An 18,559-nucleotide genomic window follows, 5' to 3' on the forward strand; every position below is an offset into this window, starting at 1 on the left:
GGATGACCATGAACGCGCCGACCAACCTGAATACCGAAATGGTGGTGGACCAAGCCGCCATCCAGCCGCTGCCCAACTCCCGCAAGATCTACGTCGAAGGCTCCCGCCCCGACATCCGCGTGCCGATGCGCGAGATCAGCCAGGCCGACACCCCGACCCAGTTCGGCGGCGAGCAGAACCCGCCGATCTACGTCTACGACTGTTCCGGCCCCTACACCGACCCGGCCGCCCAGATCGACATCCGTTCCGGCCTGGCGCCGATCCGCGCCGCCTGGATCGAGGAGCGCGGCGACACCGAGCAGCTGGCCGGTCTGTCCTCCGAGTACGGCCGCGCCCGCGAGGCCGACGCCAAGCTCGACGAGCTGCGCTTCAACCTGACGCGCCAGCCGCGCCGCGCGCTGCCGGGCAAGAACGTCACCCAGATGCACTACGCGCGCCAGGGCATCATCACGCCGGAGATGGAATACATCGCCATCCGCGAGAACCAGAACCGCGCCGCCTACATCGAGTCGCTCAAGACAGCCGGCGGCAAGGACGCGCGCCTCGTCGAGCTGATGACGCGCCAGCACCCGGGCCAGAACTATGGTGCCGGCATGGTCGACACCATCACCCCGGAATTCGTGCGCCAGGAAGTGGCCGCCGGCCGCGCCATCATCCCGAACAACATCAACCACCCGGAATCCGAGCCGATGATCATCGGCCGCAATTTCCTGGTGAAGATCAACGGCAACATCGGCAACTCCGCCGTCACCTCGTCGATCAGCGAGGAAGTCGACAAGATGACCTGGGGTATCCGCTGGGGCGCCGACACCATCATGGACCTGTCCACCGGCAAGAACATCCACGAGACGCGCGAGTGGATCCTGCGCAACAGCCCGGTTCCCATTGGCACGGTCCCGATCTACCAGGCGCTGGAAAAGGTCAACGGCAAGGCCGAAGACCTGACCTGGGACATCTTCAAGGACACGCTGATCGAGCAGGCCGAGCAGGGGGTGGACTACTTCACCATCCACGCCGGCGTGCTGCTGCGCTACGTGCCGATGACCGCCAACCGCATGACCGGCATCGTCAGCCGCGGCGGTTCGATCATGGCCAAGTGGTGCCTGGCGCATCACAAGGAAAACTTCCTCTACACGCACTTCGAAGAAATCTGCGACATCATGAAGGCCTACGACGTGGCCTTCAGCCTCGGCGACGGCCTGCGTCCGGGTTCGGTGTGGGACGCCAACGACGACGCGCAGCTGGGCGAACTGAAGACCCTGGGCGAACTGACCCAGATCGCCTGGCAGCACGACGTGCAGGTGATGATCGAAGGCCCGGGCCACGTGCCGATGCAGCTGATCAAGGAGAACATGGACAAGGAACTGGAGTGGTGCCACGAAGCGCCGTTCTATACCCTCGGCCCCTTGACCACCGACATCGCCCCCGGCTACGACCACATCACCTCGGCCATCGGCGCGGCGCAGATCGGCTGGTACGGCACCGCGATGCTGTGCTACGTCACGCCGAAGGAGCACCTCGGCCTGCCGAACAAGGACGACGTCAAGGAAGGCATCATCACCTACAAGCTGGCCGCGCACGCCGCCGACCTGGCCAAGGGCCACCCGGGTGCGCAGATCCGCGACAACGCGCTCAGTAAGGCGCGCTTCGAGTTCCGCTGGGAAGACCAGTTCAACCTCGGGCTCGACCCGGACCGCGCGCGCAGCTTCCACGACGAGACGCTGCCGAAGGATTCCGCCAAGGTGGCGCACTTCTGCTCGATGTGCGGCCCGCACTTCTGCTCGATGAAGATCACCCAGGACGTGCGCGACTTCGCCGCGCAGCAAGGGTTGGCCGAAGAGGAGGCGCTGGCCAAGGGCATGGAGGTGAAGTCGATCGAGTTCGTCAAGGGCGGCGCCAAGCTGTACGACAAGATCTGAGCGCGGACGCCGCCAAGGTTGGCCGAAGCCCGGCTTCGCCAACCGGCACGCCCACGCCCCATCCCCACCTCACAGGAGATACCCGACATGCCTACCGTCCTGGTGAACGGCGAGCCCACCGAGCTCGCCACCCCGCTCACGGTGCGCCAGCTGCTCGAACGGCTTGAGCTGCAAGGGCGGCGCGTCGCCATCGAGCGCAACGGCGACATCCTGCCGCGCAGCCGCTACGACGACACCCGCCTCGCCGAGGGCGACCGTTTCGAAATCATCATCGCGGTGGGGGGCGGCTGATCCCGCCACACACTGCCTGACGTCCGTCCGTTACCGAAGGAACTCGACATGAACGACCCGCTCATCATCGCCGGCAAGACCTATTCCTCGCGCCTCCTGGTCGGCACCGGCAAGTACAAGGATTTCGCCGAAACCCGCGAGGCGGTGGACGCAGCCGGCGCCGAGATCGTCACCGTGGCGATCCGCCGCACCAACATCGGCCAGCACCCCGGCGAGGAAAGCCTGCTCGACGCGCTGCCGCCGTCGCAGTACACCCTGCTGCCCAACACCGCCGGCTGCTACACCGCCGAGGACGCGGTGCGCACGCTGCGCCTGGCGCGCGAGCTGCTCGACGGCCACACGCTGGTTAAGCTCGAAGTGCTGGGCGACCCGAGCAACCTCTACCCCAATATGCCGGAGACCCTCAAGGCGGCGGAGACGCTGGTGAAGGAAGGCTTCGACGTCATGGTCTACTGCTCGGACGACCCGATCCAGGCCAAGCGCCTGGAGGAGATCGGCTGCGTCGCGGTGATGCCCTTGGCCTCGATCATCGGCTCCGGCATGGGCCTCCTCAACCCGTGGAACCTGCGCCTCATCATCGACAACGCCAAGGTGCCGGTGCTGGTCGACGCCGGGGTCGGCACCGCCTCGGACGCCGCCATCGCCATGGAGCTGGGCTGCGACGCGGTGCTGATGAACTCGGCGATTGCCCACGCCCGTCAGCCGGTGCTGATGGCAAGCGCGATGAAGCGCGCCGTGCTGGCCGGGCGCGAGGCCTACCTGGCCGGGCGCATGCCGCGCAAGCTCTACAGCGCCGAACCCAGCTCGCCCACCAGCGGCATGATCGCCCCGGCGCGCGGCGGATAAGGGAGAACGCCACGGTGAATAACGTCACGCAACGGCCCACCCGCCCGGTCTGGCTGGACGGGCTCTACGCCGTCACCCCCGACACCAGCGACAGCGCCTGGCTGCTACCGCGCGTCGCCGCCGTACTGGCGGGCGGCGCCAGCCTGGTGCAGTACCGCAACAAATCCCGCGATACCGCGTTGCGCCGGGTGCAGGCCTTGGCCATCCAGGCGCTGTGCCGGCAGCATGGCGCCTGGTTCATCGTCAACGACGACGTGGGGTTGGCCGAAGAACTCGGTGCCGACGGCGTCCACCTCGGGCGGGGCGACACCAGCCTCTGCGCGGCACGCCAGCGCCTCGGGCCGCACGCCATCATCGGCGCCACCTGCCACGACCAGCCGGCGCTGGCGGTGCAGGCGGTCGGCAACGGCGCCAGCTACGTCGCCTTCGGCGCGCTGTTTCCCTCGCGCAGCAAGCCGGAGACGGTCTCCGCCCCGCTCACGCTGTTTGCCGCGCTGCCACCGCTGGAGGTACCGTGCGTGGCGATCGGCGGCATCACCCCGGCCAACGCCGCGCTCGCACTGGCAAACCGGGGTCGACATGCTGGCCGTCATCGGTGGACTGTTCGATGCCCCGGCGCCGGACGAAGCGGCCCGCGCCATCCTCGCCGCGCGCTGACGGGTCATGCTAGGAGCCGCCACATACCCTTGCCCGACCTGCGACGGCGGCGCCACGACAGCCGCACATTCTCACCAGCAACAGGCGCCCTTCCGGCCCCGCGGGGCGGCCATCGCCAAACGACAGACAATCACTTAGTCTACAAGTAGCGTGTTATGTTGAAACGGCACCGTCACAGAGAAGGAACGATGAGCACCAAGTTGACCGGCACCATGTGGAACCAGCTCTTCCAGCAACACGCGAAGAGCGGCATGAGCCTGCAAGGCAATATTCGCCAGATGCTGGTCTCGGCCATCCTCGACGGCCAGCTGCCGGTCGGCATTCCCCTGCCGTCCGGCCGCGAGTTGTCGGCCCAGCTCGGCGTGGCGCGCAATACCGTGGTGCTGGCCTATCAGCAGCTGGTCGACGAAGGCTACCTGGTGTCGCGCGAGCGCAGCGGCTATTTTGTCAACGCCGACATCCTCGCCGGACGCCTCCCCGCCCAGACCACCCCACACGACCGCCCTCCGGCCGACGGTCCCGACTGGGGGCGGCGCTTCGTGTTCCGCCCCACCCAACAGCGCAACATCGTCAAGCGCGCCAACTGGCAGGACTACCCCTACCCGTTCATCTACGGCCAGTACGACCCCATCCTGTTCCCCACCGCCGACTGGCGCGAGTGCAGCCTGAAGGCGCTCAGCGTGCTCGACATCCACGAATGGGCGCAGGACATGATCCTGCGCGATGACGATTTGCTGGTGCAGCAGATCCGCACCCGGGTGCTGCCACGGCGCGGGGTGTGGGCCTCGGCCGACGAGATCGTCATCACCGTCGGCGCGCAACAGGCGCTCTACCTGCTCGCCGACCTGCTGATGAGCACCGACACCCCGGTCGGCGTGGAAGACCCGGGCTACCCGGACGCGCGCAACATCTTCGGCAGTCGCACCGGCCACCTGCTGCCGCTGCCGATCGACGAAGAAGGCCTCATGGTCAGCGGGGCGCTGCACAACTGCGACTACGTCTACGTCACCCCCGGCCACCAGTGCCCGACCACGGTGACCATGCCGCTGGCCCGGCGCCAGGCCTTGCTGCAGATGGCCGAAGAAGCGGACTTCGTGCTGATCGAGGACGATTACGAAAGTGAGAGCCGCTTCCAGGGCGACCTCACCCCGACGCTGAAAAGCCTCGACCGCAACAACCGCGTCATCTACGTCGGCAGCCTGTCCAAGAACCTCGCGCCGGGACTGCGCATCGGCTACATCGTCGGCCCCGCCGAGCTGATCGCCGAATTGCGCGGCATCCGCCGGCTGATGCTGCGCCACCCCTCGGCCTACATCCAGCGCGCCTTCGCCCTGTTCCTCTCGCTCGGACATTACGATTCGCACCACCGTCGGCTGTCCGCGGCGTACCGGGAACGGGCCCAGGTGCTCTCGGACGCACTGGCGCGCCATCTGCCCGAAGTCCACCCGGTGCCGATCTCGGGCGGGGCCTCGTGCTGGATCGTCGGACCGGACTGGCTCGACGCCGAGGAACTGGCCCAACGCGCCGAAGAAAACGGCGTGCTGATCGAGCCCGGCAACGTCTTTTTCATGAAGACCGCCATGCCGCGCAACTGCTTCCGCTTGGGCTTCTCGTCGATCCCGATCGAGAAGATCGAACCCGGCGTCCGCGCCCTGGCCGAGGTCCTGCGCCACCTGAAACCGACCCGCCCGCGCTGAACCGGGCGCCCCGCCCCACTCTCTCCGCCCCAGCTGCGCCCCCGTCGCCGCCGGGGCTAAGGCATACCCTATTCCCTCCTGACAGCGCCGCCTTCCCGCCCGCCCTCCACCCCGCTCCTTCTGGCCCAAACTGGCCCAAACGATTTAACCGAACTGGCCCTACTGCATCGCCCTCCAGCTCACTAATCTGAAGTCGTCAAATGCAGTGGTCCTCCCGCACGGCGCCCGCCGCCGCCACAACACGGACCACCCACAACATCAGAACTGCTTAGGAGAACACGATGTCCAATACCCCAGTGACCGCCGAATTTCTGCAGGCCTTCAGCGACGCCTGGAACCGCCACGATATCGACGCCCTGATGGGCTTCATGGCCGACGATTGCGAATTCCACGCCGTTGCCGGCCCCGACCTGCTCGGCCGGACGTTCCACGGTCGCGAAGCGGTGCGCGAAGGCTTCCAGCTCGCCTGGCAGACCTTCCCCGACGCCGCCTGGCTCGACGGCGATCACTTCGTTCACGGCGATCGCGGCGTCAGCGAATCCACCTTCAGCGGCACCAAGGCCGACGGCACGCGCATCGAGGCACGCATGGTCGACGTCTTCACCTTCCGTGACGGCAAGATTGCGGTGAAAAACGCCTACCGCAAAGACCGCCCGCCGGTCGCCCACGCCGGCAACTGAGTCCGGACTCACATCGCTTCAACATCGAGGAGTCCGAGCATGGATACCCTTACCCAAAAGCGCGCGGTGAACACGGGCCGTGCCACCGGCCCGTCCACCCCCTACGACCCGGCCTACGACCCGCTGGTCGCCAGCTCCCCGGGCCAGGGCCGCGATTACGCTCCGACCTACTGGATCGGCACCGCCGGCGACCCGCCGCCCGATGACGGCCCGATCACCCACGACATCGACGTCGACGTCGCGATCATCGGCTCCGGCTTCACCGGGCTCACCACCGCGATCTTCCTCGCCCAGGAATACGGCATCAAGGCCACCGTGCTCGAGGCCAACCGCGTCAGCTGGGGCTGCAGCACCCGCAACGGCGGCCGAGGCCCAGTGCGCCTCGGGGCGCCTGAAGCGCTCGCAATGGATCGCCCGCTACGGTCTCGACACCGCGCTGCGCATGCACGAAGAAGTCTGCGCCGGCATGGAAACCTTCAAGAACCTGATCAAGGACATCGACTGTGACCCGCAGCCGGGCGGCCACCTCTACATTGCCCACCGGCCCAAGGCCATGCCGGCGCTGGAGAAGGAAGCCAAGGTCCTGCGCGAGGTGTTCAACTACGACGCCCGCATCCTCGACGCCGACACCGTCAAGCGCGACTACGTCGACGACAAGGAAGCTGCCGGCGCCATGCACGAGCCGGAAGGGATCGGCATCCACGCCGGCAAGCTCGCCTTCGGCTACCTGAAGAAGGCACGTGCGCTCGGCGCCAAGGTTCACCCCTCGAGCCCGGTCATGGGCTGGGAGACCCGCAACGGCGTGCACTACCTCAAGACGCCGGGCGGTATCGTGCGGGCCCGCGCTGTCGGCATCGCCACCGGCGGCTACACCTCGCAGGGGCTGCACTCGCAGTTGAAAAACCGCCTGCTGCCGATCCTGTCGAACTCGATCGTCACCCGTCCGCTGACGCAAGCCGAGATCGATGCCTGCAACTTCCGCACCACGCAGGTCATCACCGACACCCGCATCCTGCGCCACTACTATCGCCTGATGCCGGATGGCCGGGTACAGATCGGCAGCCGCAGCGCCATCACCGGCCACGATGCGCCCGAGGACAAGTACAAGCAGTTCCTGATCCGTGACCTGCACCGCAAGTTTCCCGCGCTGGAAGGCATCCAGATCGATTACTCCTGGTGGGGCTGGGTCGACGTCAGCCACGACATGATGCCGCGCATCTACCAGCCGGACCCGAAGCAGACGATCTACTACGCCCTCGGCTACGGCGGCAACGGCGTCATGTACTCGGCACAGGCCGGTCGCCGCCTGGCCGCCAGCATCGCCGGCAAGGGCACCCCGGACCTGCCGATCTTCCGCTCCAAGCTGCCGTTCCCGAACGTGCGCGAGGTGGTGGAATCGGAGCTGTTCGCCCCCTTCCGCCGCTTCGGCCAGTGGTGGCTGTACCGCTGGTATCACCTCAAGGACGAAGTCATCTAGGCGCCATTCGCCGATCGCCCGGCTCCCGGCCGGGCGCCTGACCGCCGCGCATGTCTCACGCGAGACGTGCCGCCCACCAAGAAAGGAGCACGCCCCATGGCGGCATCGAGCCGTATCGATGCCCGATAAACACTGTCAGATCGGCCTTACTGAATCGCCCTGCTGCAATCCATATGGCATATAAATGCCGGTAAATATAATAAATTCTTATTACGATGGAGAAAGACATGTACGGAGCACGCAGTTTCAAGAAGGTTCTCACGTTGTCGGCAACCCTGCTGGCGCTCGGCGCCGGCGGCATGGCACACGCCGAGCAGAAGGAAGTCACCATCGCCTATCAGCAGATCGCCGGTCCGTTGCTGACCGTGATCGCCGATGGCTCAGCCGAAAAGGCCACCGGCTACAAGATCAACTGGCGCCAGTTCGAATCGGGTGCCAAGGTCGGTACCGCCATGGCTTCGGGTGACGTGCAGATCGGCGTGATTGGCTCCAGCCCGCTCGCCGCTGCCGTCAGCCGTGGCCTGCCGCTGCAACTGTTCTGGATTCTCGACGACATCAACGAAGCCGAAGCCATGGTGGTGCGCAACGGTTCCGGCATCAACAAGCCGGCCGACCTCAAGGGCAAGAAACTCGGCGTTCCCTTTGTCTCCACCACCCACTTCCACACCATGTTCGCGCTCAACCTCTGGGGCATCAAACCGAGCGAACTGGAAATCCTCAACATGCAGCCCAACCAGATCGCCGCGGCGTGGGAGCGCGGCGACATCGACGCGGCCTACGTCTGGGACCCGGCACTGGCGCGCATCAAACAGAACGGCAAGGTGCTGATCACCTCGGGTGAGCTGTCCAAAAAAGGCAAGGCCACCTTCGACGGCGTGGCGGTGAACCGCACCTGGGCCGACGCCAACCCCGCCTTCATGGCGAGCTTCACCAAGGCCATCGCCAACGCCGACGCCGCCTTCCGCGCCAATCCGCAAGCCTGGGGCGCCGACTCCGCCCAGGCCAAGACCATGGCCAAGATGCTGGGCGGCACGTCAAAGGATGCCGCCGACGCGGTCAAGCTCTACGCCTATCCGACGCTCCAACAACAAATCTCCCCCGCCTGGCTGGGTGGCGGCAAGACCGGCGGTGCCGCCAAGGCGCTCAAGGCGACGGCTGAATTCCTCAAGGAGCAGAAGCGCATCGACGCGCTGGCCCCGGACTACAGCGCCTTCGTCACGTCGAAGTACGCCGAAGCTGCACTCAAGCAAAAATAATAAGCGCCCGGCATGGGACGCCCCGCCGGGCGTCCCAAAGGACCGAACCAGATCTGAGGAGAACTCTCATGCAAGAGCTTAACGTCAGCAATGTCAGCGTGCGCTACCCGGGCCGGCGCCCGGGCGAGCAGGTCCATGCGCTCGACAACATCAACCTCTCCATCAAGAGCGGCGACTTCGTAGTGGCACTGGGCGCGTCCGGTTGCGGCAAGACTACCTTGCTGAGCCTGATGGCGGGCTTCATCTCCCCCACCGAAGGCAACATCACGCTGGGCGGCAACAAGGTCATGGGCCCGGGCTCCGACCGCGGCGTCGTGTTCCAGAAACACGCCCTGCTGCCCTGGCTCAACGTCATGGAAAACACCGAATTCGGCCTCAAGCTGCAAGGCGTGAGCAAGGAAAAACGGCGCGCGCTGGCCGCCAAGAACCTGGCACTGGTCGGCCTGCAGGACTTTCACAGCCACATGATCTACCAGCTCTCCGGCGGCATGCAGCAGCGCGTGGGCATCGCCCGGGCACTCACCTGCAACCCGGCCATGCTGCTGATGGACGAACCGATGGCGGCGCTCGACGCCCTCACCCGCGAAACCATCCAGGAGTTGCTGCTCGACGTCTGGCAGGAAACGCAGAAGATGTTCTTCTTCATCACGCACAGCGTCGAAGAAGCCCTGTTCCTCGCCAGCCGGCTGATCGTCATGTCGCCGCGCCCGGGCCGCATCACCCACACCTACGAGCTCGACTTCAACCGCCGCTTCCTGGAATGCCGCGACGCCAGGACGATCAAGTCCAGCCCCGACTTCATCAAGATGCGTGAAACCGTGCTTGGCATCATTTATGGCGACGAGCGCGCCGCCGAAGCGAAAGAGGTGTCCCATGTCTAACCTGAAACACGACCCGGAAGTCTCTCTCGGCCGCCAGCGCGGTTCGATCTCGCTGAGCAGTCACCCGGCCAAACCCCACGGCGGCCCAGGCATGCTATCGCAACTGTTCAGCAAGAAATCGGTTCGCCCCGGCGAACAATTCGGCGCGCCCGGTCAGGGCAGCAGCGGTCTCATCAGCTTCGTCACCGTCGCCCTGCTGTTTTCGCTGTGGGTGCTGGTGACCGCCACCGGCTGGGTGTCGCCGCTGTTCCTGCCATCGCCGCAGGCGGTGTACGACAAGTTCATCCTGGTATCGACCGAGGGCTTCGCCAACGCCACCCTGCTCGAGCATACCGAGACCAGCCTGTACCGCGTGTTCGGCGCCTTTGCCCTGGCCTGCGTCACCGCCATCCCGATCGGCGTGCTGATGGGGGTGAGCCGCGTGGCACGCGGGGTGTTCGATCCGCCGATCGAGTTCTACCGCCCGCTGCCGCCGCTCGCCTACCTGCCGATGGTGATCATCTGGTTCGGCATCGGCGAGTTCTCCAAGGTCTACCTGATCTTCCTCGCCATCTTCGCCCCGATGGCCATCTCGGCGCGTTCGGGCGTACGCTCGGTCTCGATCGAGCAGATCCACGCCGCCTACTCGATGGGCGCGACGCGCATGCAGGTGATCCGCCACGTCATCCTCAAGTCGGCGCTGCCGGAGATCTTCACCGGCATGCGCATCGGCATCGGGGTGGGCTGGACCACGCTGGTCGCCGGCGAAATGGTGGCCTCGACCCGCGGCCTCGGCTTCATGGTGCTCAACGCCGCCGAGTTTCTCGCCAGCGACGTGGTGATCATGGGCGTGATCGTGATCGGTCTGTTCGCCTTCACCTTCGACCTGCTGATGCGCTACCTGGAACGCGTGCTGGTGCCCTGGAAAGGCAAGGTCTGACGGGAAACCCGCTATAGTGCACAACCAGGCGTGGCCATCCTCCCCGGGCGGCCACGCTCCTTCCCCAACCACCCTCAACCCCACGGGAACACGATGAAACGTTGGAATCTGGCAGCAAGCAGTCTGGTTTTTCTGATCACAGGCATGGCCTGGGCCGGCGACGCTCCGGTCGCCAAGACCCAGGGCGTGCTAACCGACACGCGCGGCATGACGCTCTACACCTTCGACAAGGACGTGGCCGGCAGCGGCAAGAGCGCCTGCAACGGCGAATGCCCCGCCATCTGGCCTCCATTGCACGCTGACAGCGGCGCCACTCCGGCAGGCGAGTTGTCCGTCATCACCCGCGACGACGGCAGCAAGCAATGGGCGTACAAGGGCAAGCCCCTGTATTACTTCGCGAAAGACCAGGCGGCGGGCGACACCCTGGGAGACAAGGTCAAGAACGTCTGGCACCTGATCCGGGAATAATCCGCTCCAGCCCCCCACCCGCGAAGAGACGATCCTCATGCTCCAAGAAAAAAAACCTTACGCCGTAGTGGCCGCCCTTTTGCTGACCGGGCTGGCGCACGCCGCGCCGGCTTTCGACGGCCAGATCCGCAACAACACCCTGGCCGTCAACCCGGCCGAAACCCTCGCCCTGGCCGCCAAGAGCGACAGCGACAAGGTCTACGTCTACGACCTGCGCTCCGGCGAAATGCGGCAGGCGCTGGAAGGCTTCATCTCGCCCCGCAACATCCTGTTCTCGCCGGATGGCCAGTCCTTCTACATCTCGGACAGCACCAAGGGCACCATCGAAAAATGGGACAGCGCCTCGCTGACGCGTTCCGCCTCCATGGCCGTCGGCCCCGGCGCCTTCGGCACCACGCTGAGCCGCGACGGCTCGCGGCTGTTCGTCAACAACCAGGCCACGAGCACGGTCACCGCCTTCGATCCCGCCACGCTGCAACCGCTCGCCGTGATGACGGGCTTTGCCCAGCCCCGGCAGGGCATCAAGCTCTCGGCGGACGACAAGGCGCTGTTCGTCACCAACTTCCTGGGCGACAAGATCACCGTGGTCGACCCCAGCGGCTTCAAGCCCCTGGCCGAGATCGGCGGATTCAACAAGATCCGCGCCATCGCCATCTCCCACGACGGCAAGACGCTGTATGCCGCCAACAGCGGCAGCGACACGCTGGCCGAGGTGGATGTCGAGGGACGCTACGTGCGGCGCAGCGTCAAGGTCGGCAGCGACCCTTACGGTGCCGCCTTGAGGCCGGATGGACGTTTTCTGTATAGCGGCAACCTCAAGGGCAACTCCATGACGATCGTTTCCCTGCCGGACTTCAAGGTCACCGGGGAAATCGGCGGGCTGCACGGTCCCCGTCAGGCGATCACGTTCAGCCACGACAGCCGCAAGGCCTGGGTGCTCAACGAGGATGTCAGCATTGCCGAAGTCGATCTGACTGCGCGGCGGATCACCCGTACATTGACCCCCGGCAGCTGAGCGGCAAGCGGGGCACTGCGAGTGCAGGCCCCGCTTGCCTCCGCCCTACCAGGGTGGGGCGATAGCGTAGCCGACACCCGCTGGCCGCGCCCGCTCCACCCCCACCCGCACTCCCCCGGGGGCGGTTCCGGCATCGGAGGCATGCATTCACACCGATCCAGCACGCTTGCGCTCGGTGACACTGCCGCCCTCATCCGCCCGGCTCCCGGCCACGATCTTCTTGTTACGGTCGACATACCGCTGGCACACCCGGACCCGGAACATCGCCGCGCCGGGGACGACGGCGCACGGTTCCCCCTCAGTCAGCCCGCCCGGGTTTGAAAAGGTTGGCCGAAGAACACTACCGCCCACCCCGAAACACCCCCGGCAAGTAAGGCGAAGGCGGCGCGATGCTTTCTGGCCAGAACAAGCCAAGCGCGTTAGCATCCATGTCGATGGCCGCCGCCCCCAAACACCGCGCCGCCACCAGCCCCTCATGCGGGCCCCGAGCGTGGCCTTCGCGAGCGGGAATCTCGCCGGCAGCTCGGCCGCCCTACAGAAAGAACACCATGACCCGCCGCCCCCCTGACACGCCGTCCCCCACCTTGGCGCCACCGCCCGTCGGCTTCTGGGAAGCCTTCCGCTTCTGGCTCAAACTCGGCTTCATCAGCTTCGGCGGCCCGGCCGGCCAGATTGCGATCATGCACAGCGAACTGGTCGAACGCCGCCGCTGGATCAGCGAAAAACGTTTTCTGCACGCCCTCAATTACTGCATGGTGCTGCCCGGCCCGGAGGCGCAACAGTTGGCAACCTATATCGGCTGGCTGATGCACCGCAGTTGGGGCGGTATCGTCGCCGGCGCGCTGTTCGTGCTGCCCTCGCTGTTCGTGCTGATTGGGCTGTCCTGGCTGTATGTGGCCTTCGGCAACGTTCCGCTGGTGGCCGGACTGTTCTACGACATCAAGCCCGCCGTCACCGCCATCGTGGTGCAGGCGGCGCATCGTATCGGCTCGCGCGCACTCAAGAACAACGTTCTGTGGGCGATTGCCGCCGCTTCGTTCATCGCCATCTTCGCGCTCAACGCGCCGTTTCCGCTGATTGTCCTGGGGGCAGCCCTGCTTGGCTATGTCGGTGGACGCGTGGCACCGGCCACCTTCAAGGTCGGCGGGGGGCATGGCAAGATCAAGGACGGCTACGGTCCGGCCTTGATCGACGACGACACCCCGACGCCCGCACACGCCCGCTTCCGCTGGTCGCAGTTGACGCGCATCGGCGCGATCGGCTTGGCACTGTGGCTGGTTCCGCTCGCCCTACTCACGGTGACATTCGGTTGGCAGGGCGTGTTCACCCAGATGGGCTGGTTTTTCTCGAAGGCCGCGCTGCTGACCTTCGGCGGTGCCTATGCTGTACTGCCCTACGTCTACCAGGGCGCGGTCGACCATTACGGCTGGCTCACCGCAACGCAGATGATCGACGGTCTGGCGCTTGGCGAAACCACCCCCGGCCCGTTGATCATGGTGGTGACTTTCGTCGGTTTCGTCGGAGCCTACCTCAAGGCGCTAACCGGGCCCGAGTTGCCGTTCCTCGCCGGCGCCTTCGCCGCGACCTTGGTGACCTGGTTCACCTTCCTGCCGTCGTTCGTGTTCATTCTCGCCGGCGGCCCACTGATCGAATCGACGCACGGCGACATCAAGTTCACCGCACCGCTGACCGCCATCACCGCCGCGGTGGTCGGCGTCATCTTCAACCTGGCGCTGTTCTTCGGCTATCACGTCCTGTGGCCGACAGGTTTTTCCGGTCATTTCGACTGGCCATCCGCCTTGATCGCCCTGGCGGCGAGCATCGCCCTGTTCCGCTTCAAGCGCAATGTCATCCAGGTCATCGCCGCCTGTGCAGTGGTCGGCCTGCTGGCAAAGACCCTATTCCTCTAACTTGCCCCCATCCCACGCCGGCAGCGCCGCGCGATGGGGCCGCCGAATGATTTGACGTAGGTGCTGGCTCGGCCAGGCCTGCCCGCCACGCAAAAACGAAGCGGCAACAGCCCCCCGATTCTCCCTTGAGACAATGCCGCACCCCAGGGCGGGAGCAAGCTACGCCTCGAAGGCGGTCTTCCTCAGCAACAGCTGTTCCACCAGTGCGCCTTCATCAAGTTGCAGCAGCTTGGGGCAGCTCGAGCACAGCACGCGCTCCCCCGGCAGGCCGTCACGCAGGCAGCAGAGACGGCGAACCCGCAATGGCGAAGACAAGGGTGCAGGAGGAGACGCGAGGTAGTGCACCGTGCGATACAGCGGGTTGGCCAAACCGGTATCGAAAAACGACCGTTGACCGAACAGGTAGTCGACGTCGGCCCGTGCCTCCTCGCCCGCAAACCCGGTCGAAAGTGCATATTCGAGACTATTGCCTACCGTGCTCCACAGCACACGCGGCGACAGACTGACTGAGGCCGCCATCATGTCGATGAATGGCAGCAGATGATCGACGCACAAGGAGCGATAACGCTCCGCCGGAGCATCGGTCTCGGCCCCCAACGCCTCGCAAGGCAGCCACAGGGCCTGGGGCAGGCCTTGATGCATCTGCAGGGTGCAATCGGCCAGCGCCATCCGGAGAGGTCGGCGCAACACCCGCGCGGCGACCAGCGCCGGGGGCAACAACAGGTTTAGATAGCGCCCGCACCACTGCGACAACAAGGCCTGGTCGCTCCCCCCACCGTGGTGCCGGCGCAGCGCGTTCAGCAACACATCTCGGTGTTCGGCCAACCTTGACGCCCGAACAGCGATCCCGCCCACGTCCTCAGGCAACCCCAGGTGCAGATGCCGGCAATACAGCGCATACGCAGGCGGCACCAACTCGGCAAAGCAGCAAGATAACGGTTTCTCTGTGCTATTCATCCACTCTCCCCAGCCACCGCCCCAACAGAATCATGACCGCACCACAGTCCGCTTGGGGCGCAGCGCGCTTACCCTCAGTGCCACTCCAGCATTGGTTCGGCAGGACAATCCAGCCCCCATTTAGGACACCGCAAAGGTACGGCACCCCAGCATGATTTGCTCGCCCCAATACAAAAAGCCCAGCTCGGATGAGCTGGGCTTTCTTGAGGGGAGTCTGGCGGTGTCCTACTTTCACACGGCAATGCCGCACTATCATCGGCGCTAAGGCGTTTCACGGTCCTGTTCGGGATGGGAAGGGGTGGGACCACCTCGCTAAGGCCGCCAGACATAAACTGTCAACAAACTGGAAGAAGCCTGGAAGCCTCTCAGCTTCCATTTCGAATTGGGTAATCGATTGTACGTCGCACACTCTATTCACCGCGTGGCCCAAGCCACTCAAATGATAGGATCAAGCCTCACGAGCAATTAGTATCGGTTAGCTTCACGCCTCACAGCGCTTCCACACCCGACCTATCAACGTCCTGGTCTCGAACGACTCTTCAGGAGGGTCAAGCCCTCAGGGAAGTCTCATCTTCAGGCGAGTTTCCCGCTTAGATGCTTTCAGCGGTTATCTCTTCCGAACTTAGCTACCCGGCAATGCCACTGGCGTGACAACCGGTACACCAGAGGTTCGTCCACTCCGGTCCTCTCGTACTAGGAGCAGCCCCCGTCAAACTTCCAACGCCCACTGCAGATAGGGACCAAACTGTCTCACGACGTTTTGAACCCAGCTCACGTACCACTTTAAATGGCGAACAGCCATACCCTTGGGACCGGCTACAGCCCCAGGATGTGATGAGCCGACATCGAGGTGCCAAACTCCGCCGTCGATGTGAACTCTTGGGCGGAATCAGCCTGTTATCCCCGGAGTACCTTTTATCCGTTGAGCGATGGCCCTTCCATTCAGAACCACCGGATCACTATGTCCTGCTTTCGCACCTGCTCGACTTGTCGGTCTCGCAGTTAAGCCACCTTATGCCATTGCACTATCAGCACGATTTCCGACCGTACCTAGGTGACCTTCGAACTCCTCCGTTACACTTTGGGAGGAGACCGCCCCAGTCAAACTGCCTACCATGCACTGTCCCCGATCCGGATCACGGACCAAGGTTAGAACCTCAAACACACCAGGGTGGTATTTCAAGGACGGCTCCACCAGAACTAGCGTCCTGGTTTCATAGCCTCCCACCTATCCTACACAAGTCTGTTCAAAGTCCAATGCAAAGCTACAGTAAAGGTTCACGGGGTCTTTCCGTCTAGCAGCGGGGAGATTGCATCTTCACAAACATTTCAACTTCGCTGAGTCTCAGGAGGAGACAGTGTGGCCATCGTTACGCCATTCGTGCGGGTCGGAACTTACCCGACAAGGAATTTCGCTACCTTAGGACCGTTATAGTTACGGCCGCCGTTTACCGGGGCTTCGATCAAGAGCTTGCACCCCATCACTTAACCTTCCGGCACCGGGCAGGCGTCACACCGTATACGTCCACTTTCGTGTTGGCACAGTGCTGTGTTTTTGATAAACAGTCGCAGCCACCGATTCTCTGCGACCTCTCGAGGCTTCGAACGCGAGGTCCTACACCTTAAGAGGCATACCTTCTCCCGAAGTTACGGTATCAATTTGCCGAGTTCCTTCTCCTGAGTTCTCTCAAGCGCCTTAGAATTTTCATCCTGCCCACCTGTGTCGGTTTGCGGTACGGTTCTCGTATAGCTGAAGCTTAGTGGCTTTTCCTGGAAGCGTGGTATCAGTCACTTCGGTTCCGTAGAACCTCGTTATCACGTCTCGGTGTTAACAAAGGAGCGGATTTGCCTACTCCTTCCACCTACCGGCTTGAACCAGGGCATCCAACACCTGGCTGACCTAACCTTCTCCGTCCCCACATCGCACTATACGAAAGTACGGGAATATTGACCCGTTTCCCATCGACTACGCTTTTCAGCCTCGCCTTAGGGGCCGACTCACCCTACGCCGATGAACGTTGCGTAGGAAACCTTGGGCTTTCGGCGAGCGGGCTTTTCACCCGCTTTATCGCTACTCATGTCAGCATTCGCACTTCTGATATCTCCAGCATGCCTTACGACACACCTTCACAGACCTACAGAACGCTCCCCTACCATCTGCACCTACGTGCAAATCCGCGGCTTCGGTTATCAGTTTGAGCCCCGTTACATCTTCCGCGCAGGACGACTCGACCAGTGAGCTATTACGCTTTCTTTAAATGATGGCTGCTTCTAAGCCAACATCCTGGCTGTCTAGGCCTTCCCACTTCGTTTACCACTTAACTGATCATTTGGGACCTTAGCCGGCGGTCTGGGTTGTTTCCCTCTTGACGATGGACGTTAGCACCCACCGTCTGTCTCCCATGCTCGCACTTTCCGGTATTCAGAGTTTGCCATGGTTTGGTAAATCGCAATGACCCCCTAGCCATAACAGTGCTTTACCCCCGGAAGTGATACATGAGGCACTACCTAAATAGTTTTCGGGGAGAACCAGCTATCTCCGAGTTTGTTTAGCCTTTCACCCCTATCCACAGCTCATCCCCTAGTTTTGCAACACTAGTGGGTTCGGACCTCCAGTGCGTGTTACCGCACCTTCATCCTGGCCATGGATAGATCACTCGGTTTCGGGTCTACGCCCAGCAACTAAAGCGCCCTATTCGGACTCGGTTTCCCTACGCCTCCCCTATTCGGTTAAGCTCGCTACTGAACGTAAGTCGCTGACCCATTATACAAAAGGTACGCAGTCACCCCTTGCGAGGCTCCCACTGTTTGTATGCATCCGGTTTCAGGTTCTATTTCACTCCCCTCCCGGGGTTCTTTTCGCCTTTCCCTCACGGTACTGGTTCACTATCGGTCGATCACGAGTATTTAGCCTTGGAGGATGGTCCCCCCATCTTCAGACAGGATTTCGCGTGTCCCGCCCTACTTCTCGTACGCCTAGTCCTTGGAATGCGTTTTCGTGTACGGGGCTATCACCCACTATGGCGGCCATTTCCAGGGCCTTCCACTAACACAATCCATAACACGTACAGGCTGTTCCGCGTTCGCTCGCCACTACTGACGGAATCTCGGTTGATTTCTATTCCTGCGGGTACTTAGATGTTTCAGTTCTCCGCGTTCGCTCTACCTTGCCTATGTGTTCAGCAAGGAGTACCTATTGCTAGGTGGGTTTCCCCATTCGGATATCTCCGGATCATCGCTCTATTGCCAGCTCCCCGAAGCTTTTCGCAGGCTTACACGTCCTTCATCGCCTGTGATCGCCAAGGCATCCACCAGATGCACTTAGTCGCTTGACCCTATCATTTCAGTGACCTGGGAGTCCCTTGCGGGTCTCTCAAGCACGTCCACGACAGTGAATGTTTGTGCGACGTACCACACCGCCCCTTTTGATATGGCGACATGGCACAGATACAATCAAATTACCCAAAGTCGACGATCCGTCCAAAGCAGACTTAACTGCTTCTTTCTTCTCGCCGTCTTGTTAATTCGGCTTCTTCAGTTTGTTAAAGATCGGGCGTTTTTGCTGAGCCGCTTGCGCGGCACGCGA

General features: G+C 63.4%; 15 protein-coding genes and 2 rRNA genes. 14 read left to right on the top strand and 3 right to left on the bottom strand.

Annotation, left to right across the window (positions count from 1 at the left end):
- Positions 1 to 8 precede the first annotated feature (8 nt).
- The 14 genes from thiC to chrA all read left to right on the top strand — a co-directional run bounded on the left by thiC (position 9) and on the right by chrA (position 14,016).
- Positions 9 to 1,919: a phosphomethylpyrimidine synthase ThiC gene (gene thiC, locus ABKF58_RS17750; protein ID WP_482582427.1), complete on the top strand. Its 1,911-nt coding sequence runs from the start codon at positions 9 to 11 to the stop codon at positions 1,917 to 1,919.
- A gap of 87 nt (positions 1,920 to 2,006) precedes the next feature.
- Positions 2,007 to 2,210: a sulfur carrier protein ThiS gene (thiS, locus tag ABKF58_RS17755; protein WP_008955939.1), complete on the top strand. Its 204-nt coding sequence runs from the start codon at positions 2,007 to 2,009 to the stop codon at positions 2,208 to 2,210.
- Between the two features lie 48 nt (positions 2,211 to 2,258).
- Positions 2,259 to 3,056: a thiazole synthase gene (locus ABKF58_RS17760; RefSeq protein ID WP_482582429.1), complete on the top strand. Its 798-nt coding sequence runs from the start codon at positions 2,259 to 2,261 to the stop codon at positions 3,054 to 3,056.
- Between the two features lie 14 nt (positions 3,057 to 3,070).
- Positions 3,071 to 3,862, top strand: a complete 792-nt coding sequence (thiE, locus tag ABKF58_RS17765) for a thiamine phosphate synthase (protein WP_482582431.1) — start codon at positions 3,071 to 3,073, stop codon at positions 3,860 to 3,862.
- A gap of 39 nt (positions 3,863 to 3,901) precedes the next feature.
- On the top strand, positions 3,902 to 5,410 hold the full coding sequence (pdxR, locus tag ABKF58_RS17770) for a MocR-like pyridoxine biosynthesis transcription factor PdxR (RefSeq protein ID WP_482582432.1): 1,509 nt from the start codon (positions 3,902 to 3,904) through the stop codon (positions 5,408 to 5,410).
- A gap of 281 nt (positions 5,411 to 5,691) precedes the next feature.
- Positions 5,692 to 6,090, top strand: a complete 399-nt coding sequence (locus tag ABKF58_RS17775) for a nuclear transport factor 2 family protein (RefSeq protein WP_482582434.1) — start codon at positions 5,692 to 5,694, stop codon at positions 6,088 to 6,090.
- Between the two features lie 39 nt (positions 6,091 to 6,129).
- Complete coding sequence (locus ABKF58_RS17780; RefSeq protein WP_482582436.1) at positions 6,130 to 6,597, top strand: FAD-dependent oxidoreductase; 468 nt, start codon at positions 6,130 to 6,132, stop codon at positions 6,595 to 6,597.
- Complete coding sequence (locus tag ABKF58_RS17785) at positions 6,527 to 7,567, top strand: NAD(P)/FAD-dependent oxidoreductase (RefSeq protein WP_482584399.1); 1,041 nt, start codon at positions 6,527 to 6,529, stop codon at positions 7,565 to 7,567. The genes ABKF58_RS17780 and ABKF58_RS17785 overlap by 71 nt, the downstream gene beginning before the upstream one ends.
- 227 nt (positions 7,568 to 7,794) lie before the next feature.
- Entirely contained in the window at positions 7,795 to 8,823 is a 1,029-nt protein-coding gene (gene tauA, locus ABKF58_RS17790) for a taurine ABC transporter substrate-binding protein (RefSeq protein ID WP_482582438.1), read from the top strand.
- A gap of 68 nt (positions 8,824 to 8,891) precedes the next feature.
- Complete coding sequence (locus tag ABKF58_RS17795; protein WP_014086796.1) at positions 8,892 to 9,704, top strand: taurine ABC transporter ATP-binding protein; 813 nt, start codon at positions 8,892 to 8,894, stop codon at positions 9,702 to 9,704.
- A complete protein-coding gene (locus ABKF58_RS17800; protein WP_014086795.1) occupies positions 9,697 to 10,623 on the top strand; it encodes an ABC transporter permease subunit in 927 nt (308 codons plus the stop codon). Before ABKF58_RS17795 ends, ABKF58_RS17800 begins: the two co-directional genes overlap by 8 nt.
- A 93-nt stretch (positions 10,624 to 10,716) precedes the next feature.
- Positions 10,717 to 11,091: a COG4315 family predicted lipoprotein gene (locus ABKF58_RS17805; RefSeq protein WP_041702887.1), complete on the top strand. Its 375-nt coding sequence runs from the start codon at positions 10,717 to 10,719 to the stop codon at positions 11,089 to 11,091.
- Positions 11,092 to 11,128: 37 nt separating this feature from the next.
- Entirely contained in the window at positions 11,129 to 12,106 is a 978-nt protein-coding gene (locus tag ABKF58_RS17810; protein ID WP_482582440.1) for a YncE family protein, read from the top strand.
- 548 nt (positions 12,107 to 12,654) lie between these two features.
- On the top strand, positions 12,655 to 14,016 hold the full coding sequence (gene chrA, locus ABKF58_RS17815) for a chromate efflux transporter (RefSeq protein WP_482582442.1): 1,362 nt from the start codon (positions 12,655 to 12,657) through the stop codon (positions 14,014 to 14,016).
- A 159-nt stretch (positions 14,017 to 14,175) separates the two neighbouring features.
- Here chrA and fhuF read toward each other — a convergent pair whose 3' ends face one another.
- The 3 genes from fhuF to ABKF58_RS17830 form a co-directional block, all read right to left on the bottom strand.
- The gene (fhuF, locus tag ABKF58_RS17820; protein WP_482582444.1) at positions 14,176 to 14,973 is read right to left on the bottom strand and encodes a siderophore-iron reductase FhuF; all 798 of its coding nucleotides are present in this window, start codon (positions 14,971 to 14,973) and stop codon (positions 14,176 to 14,178) included.
- Between the two features lie 212 nt (positions 14,974 to 15,185).
- Positions 15,186 to 15,299, bottom strand: a 5S ribosomal RNA gene (gene rrf, locus ABKF58_RS17825).
- 118 nt (positions 15,300 to 15,417) lie between these two features.
- A 23S ribosomal RNA gene (locus tag ABKF58_RS17830) occupies positions 15,418 to 18,308 on the bottom strand.
- Positions 18,309 to 18,559: the final 251 nt, after the last annotated feature.

It is taken from the genome of Pseudogulbenkiania sp. AW2-16, from assembly GCF_056824575.1.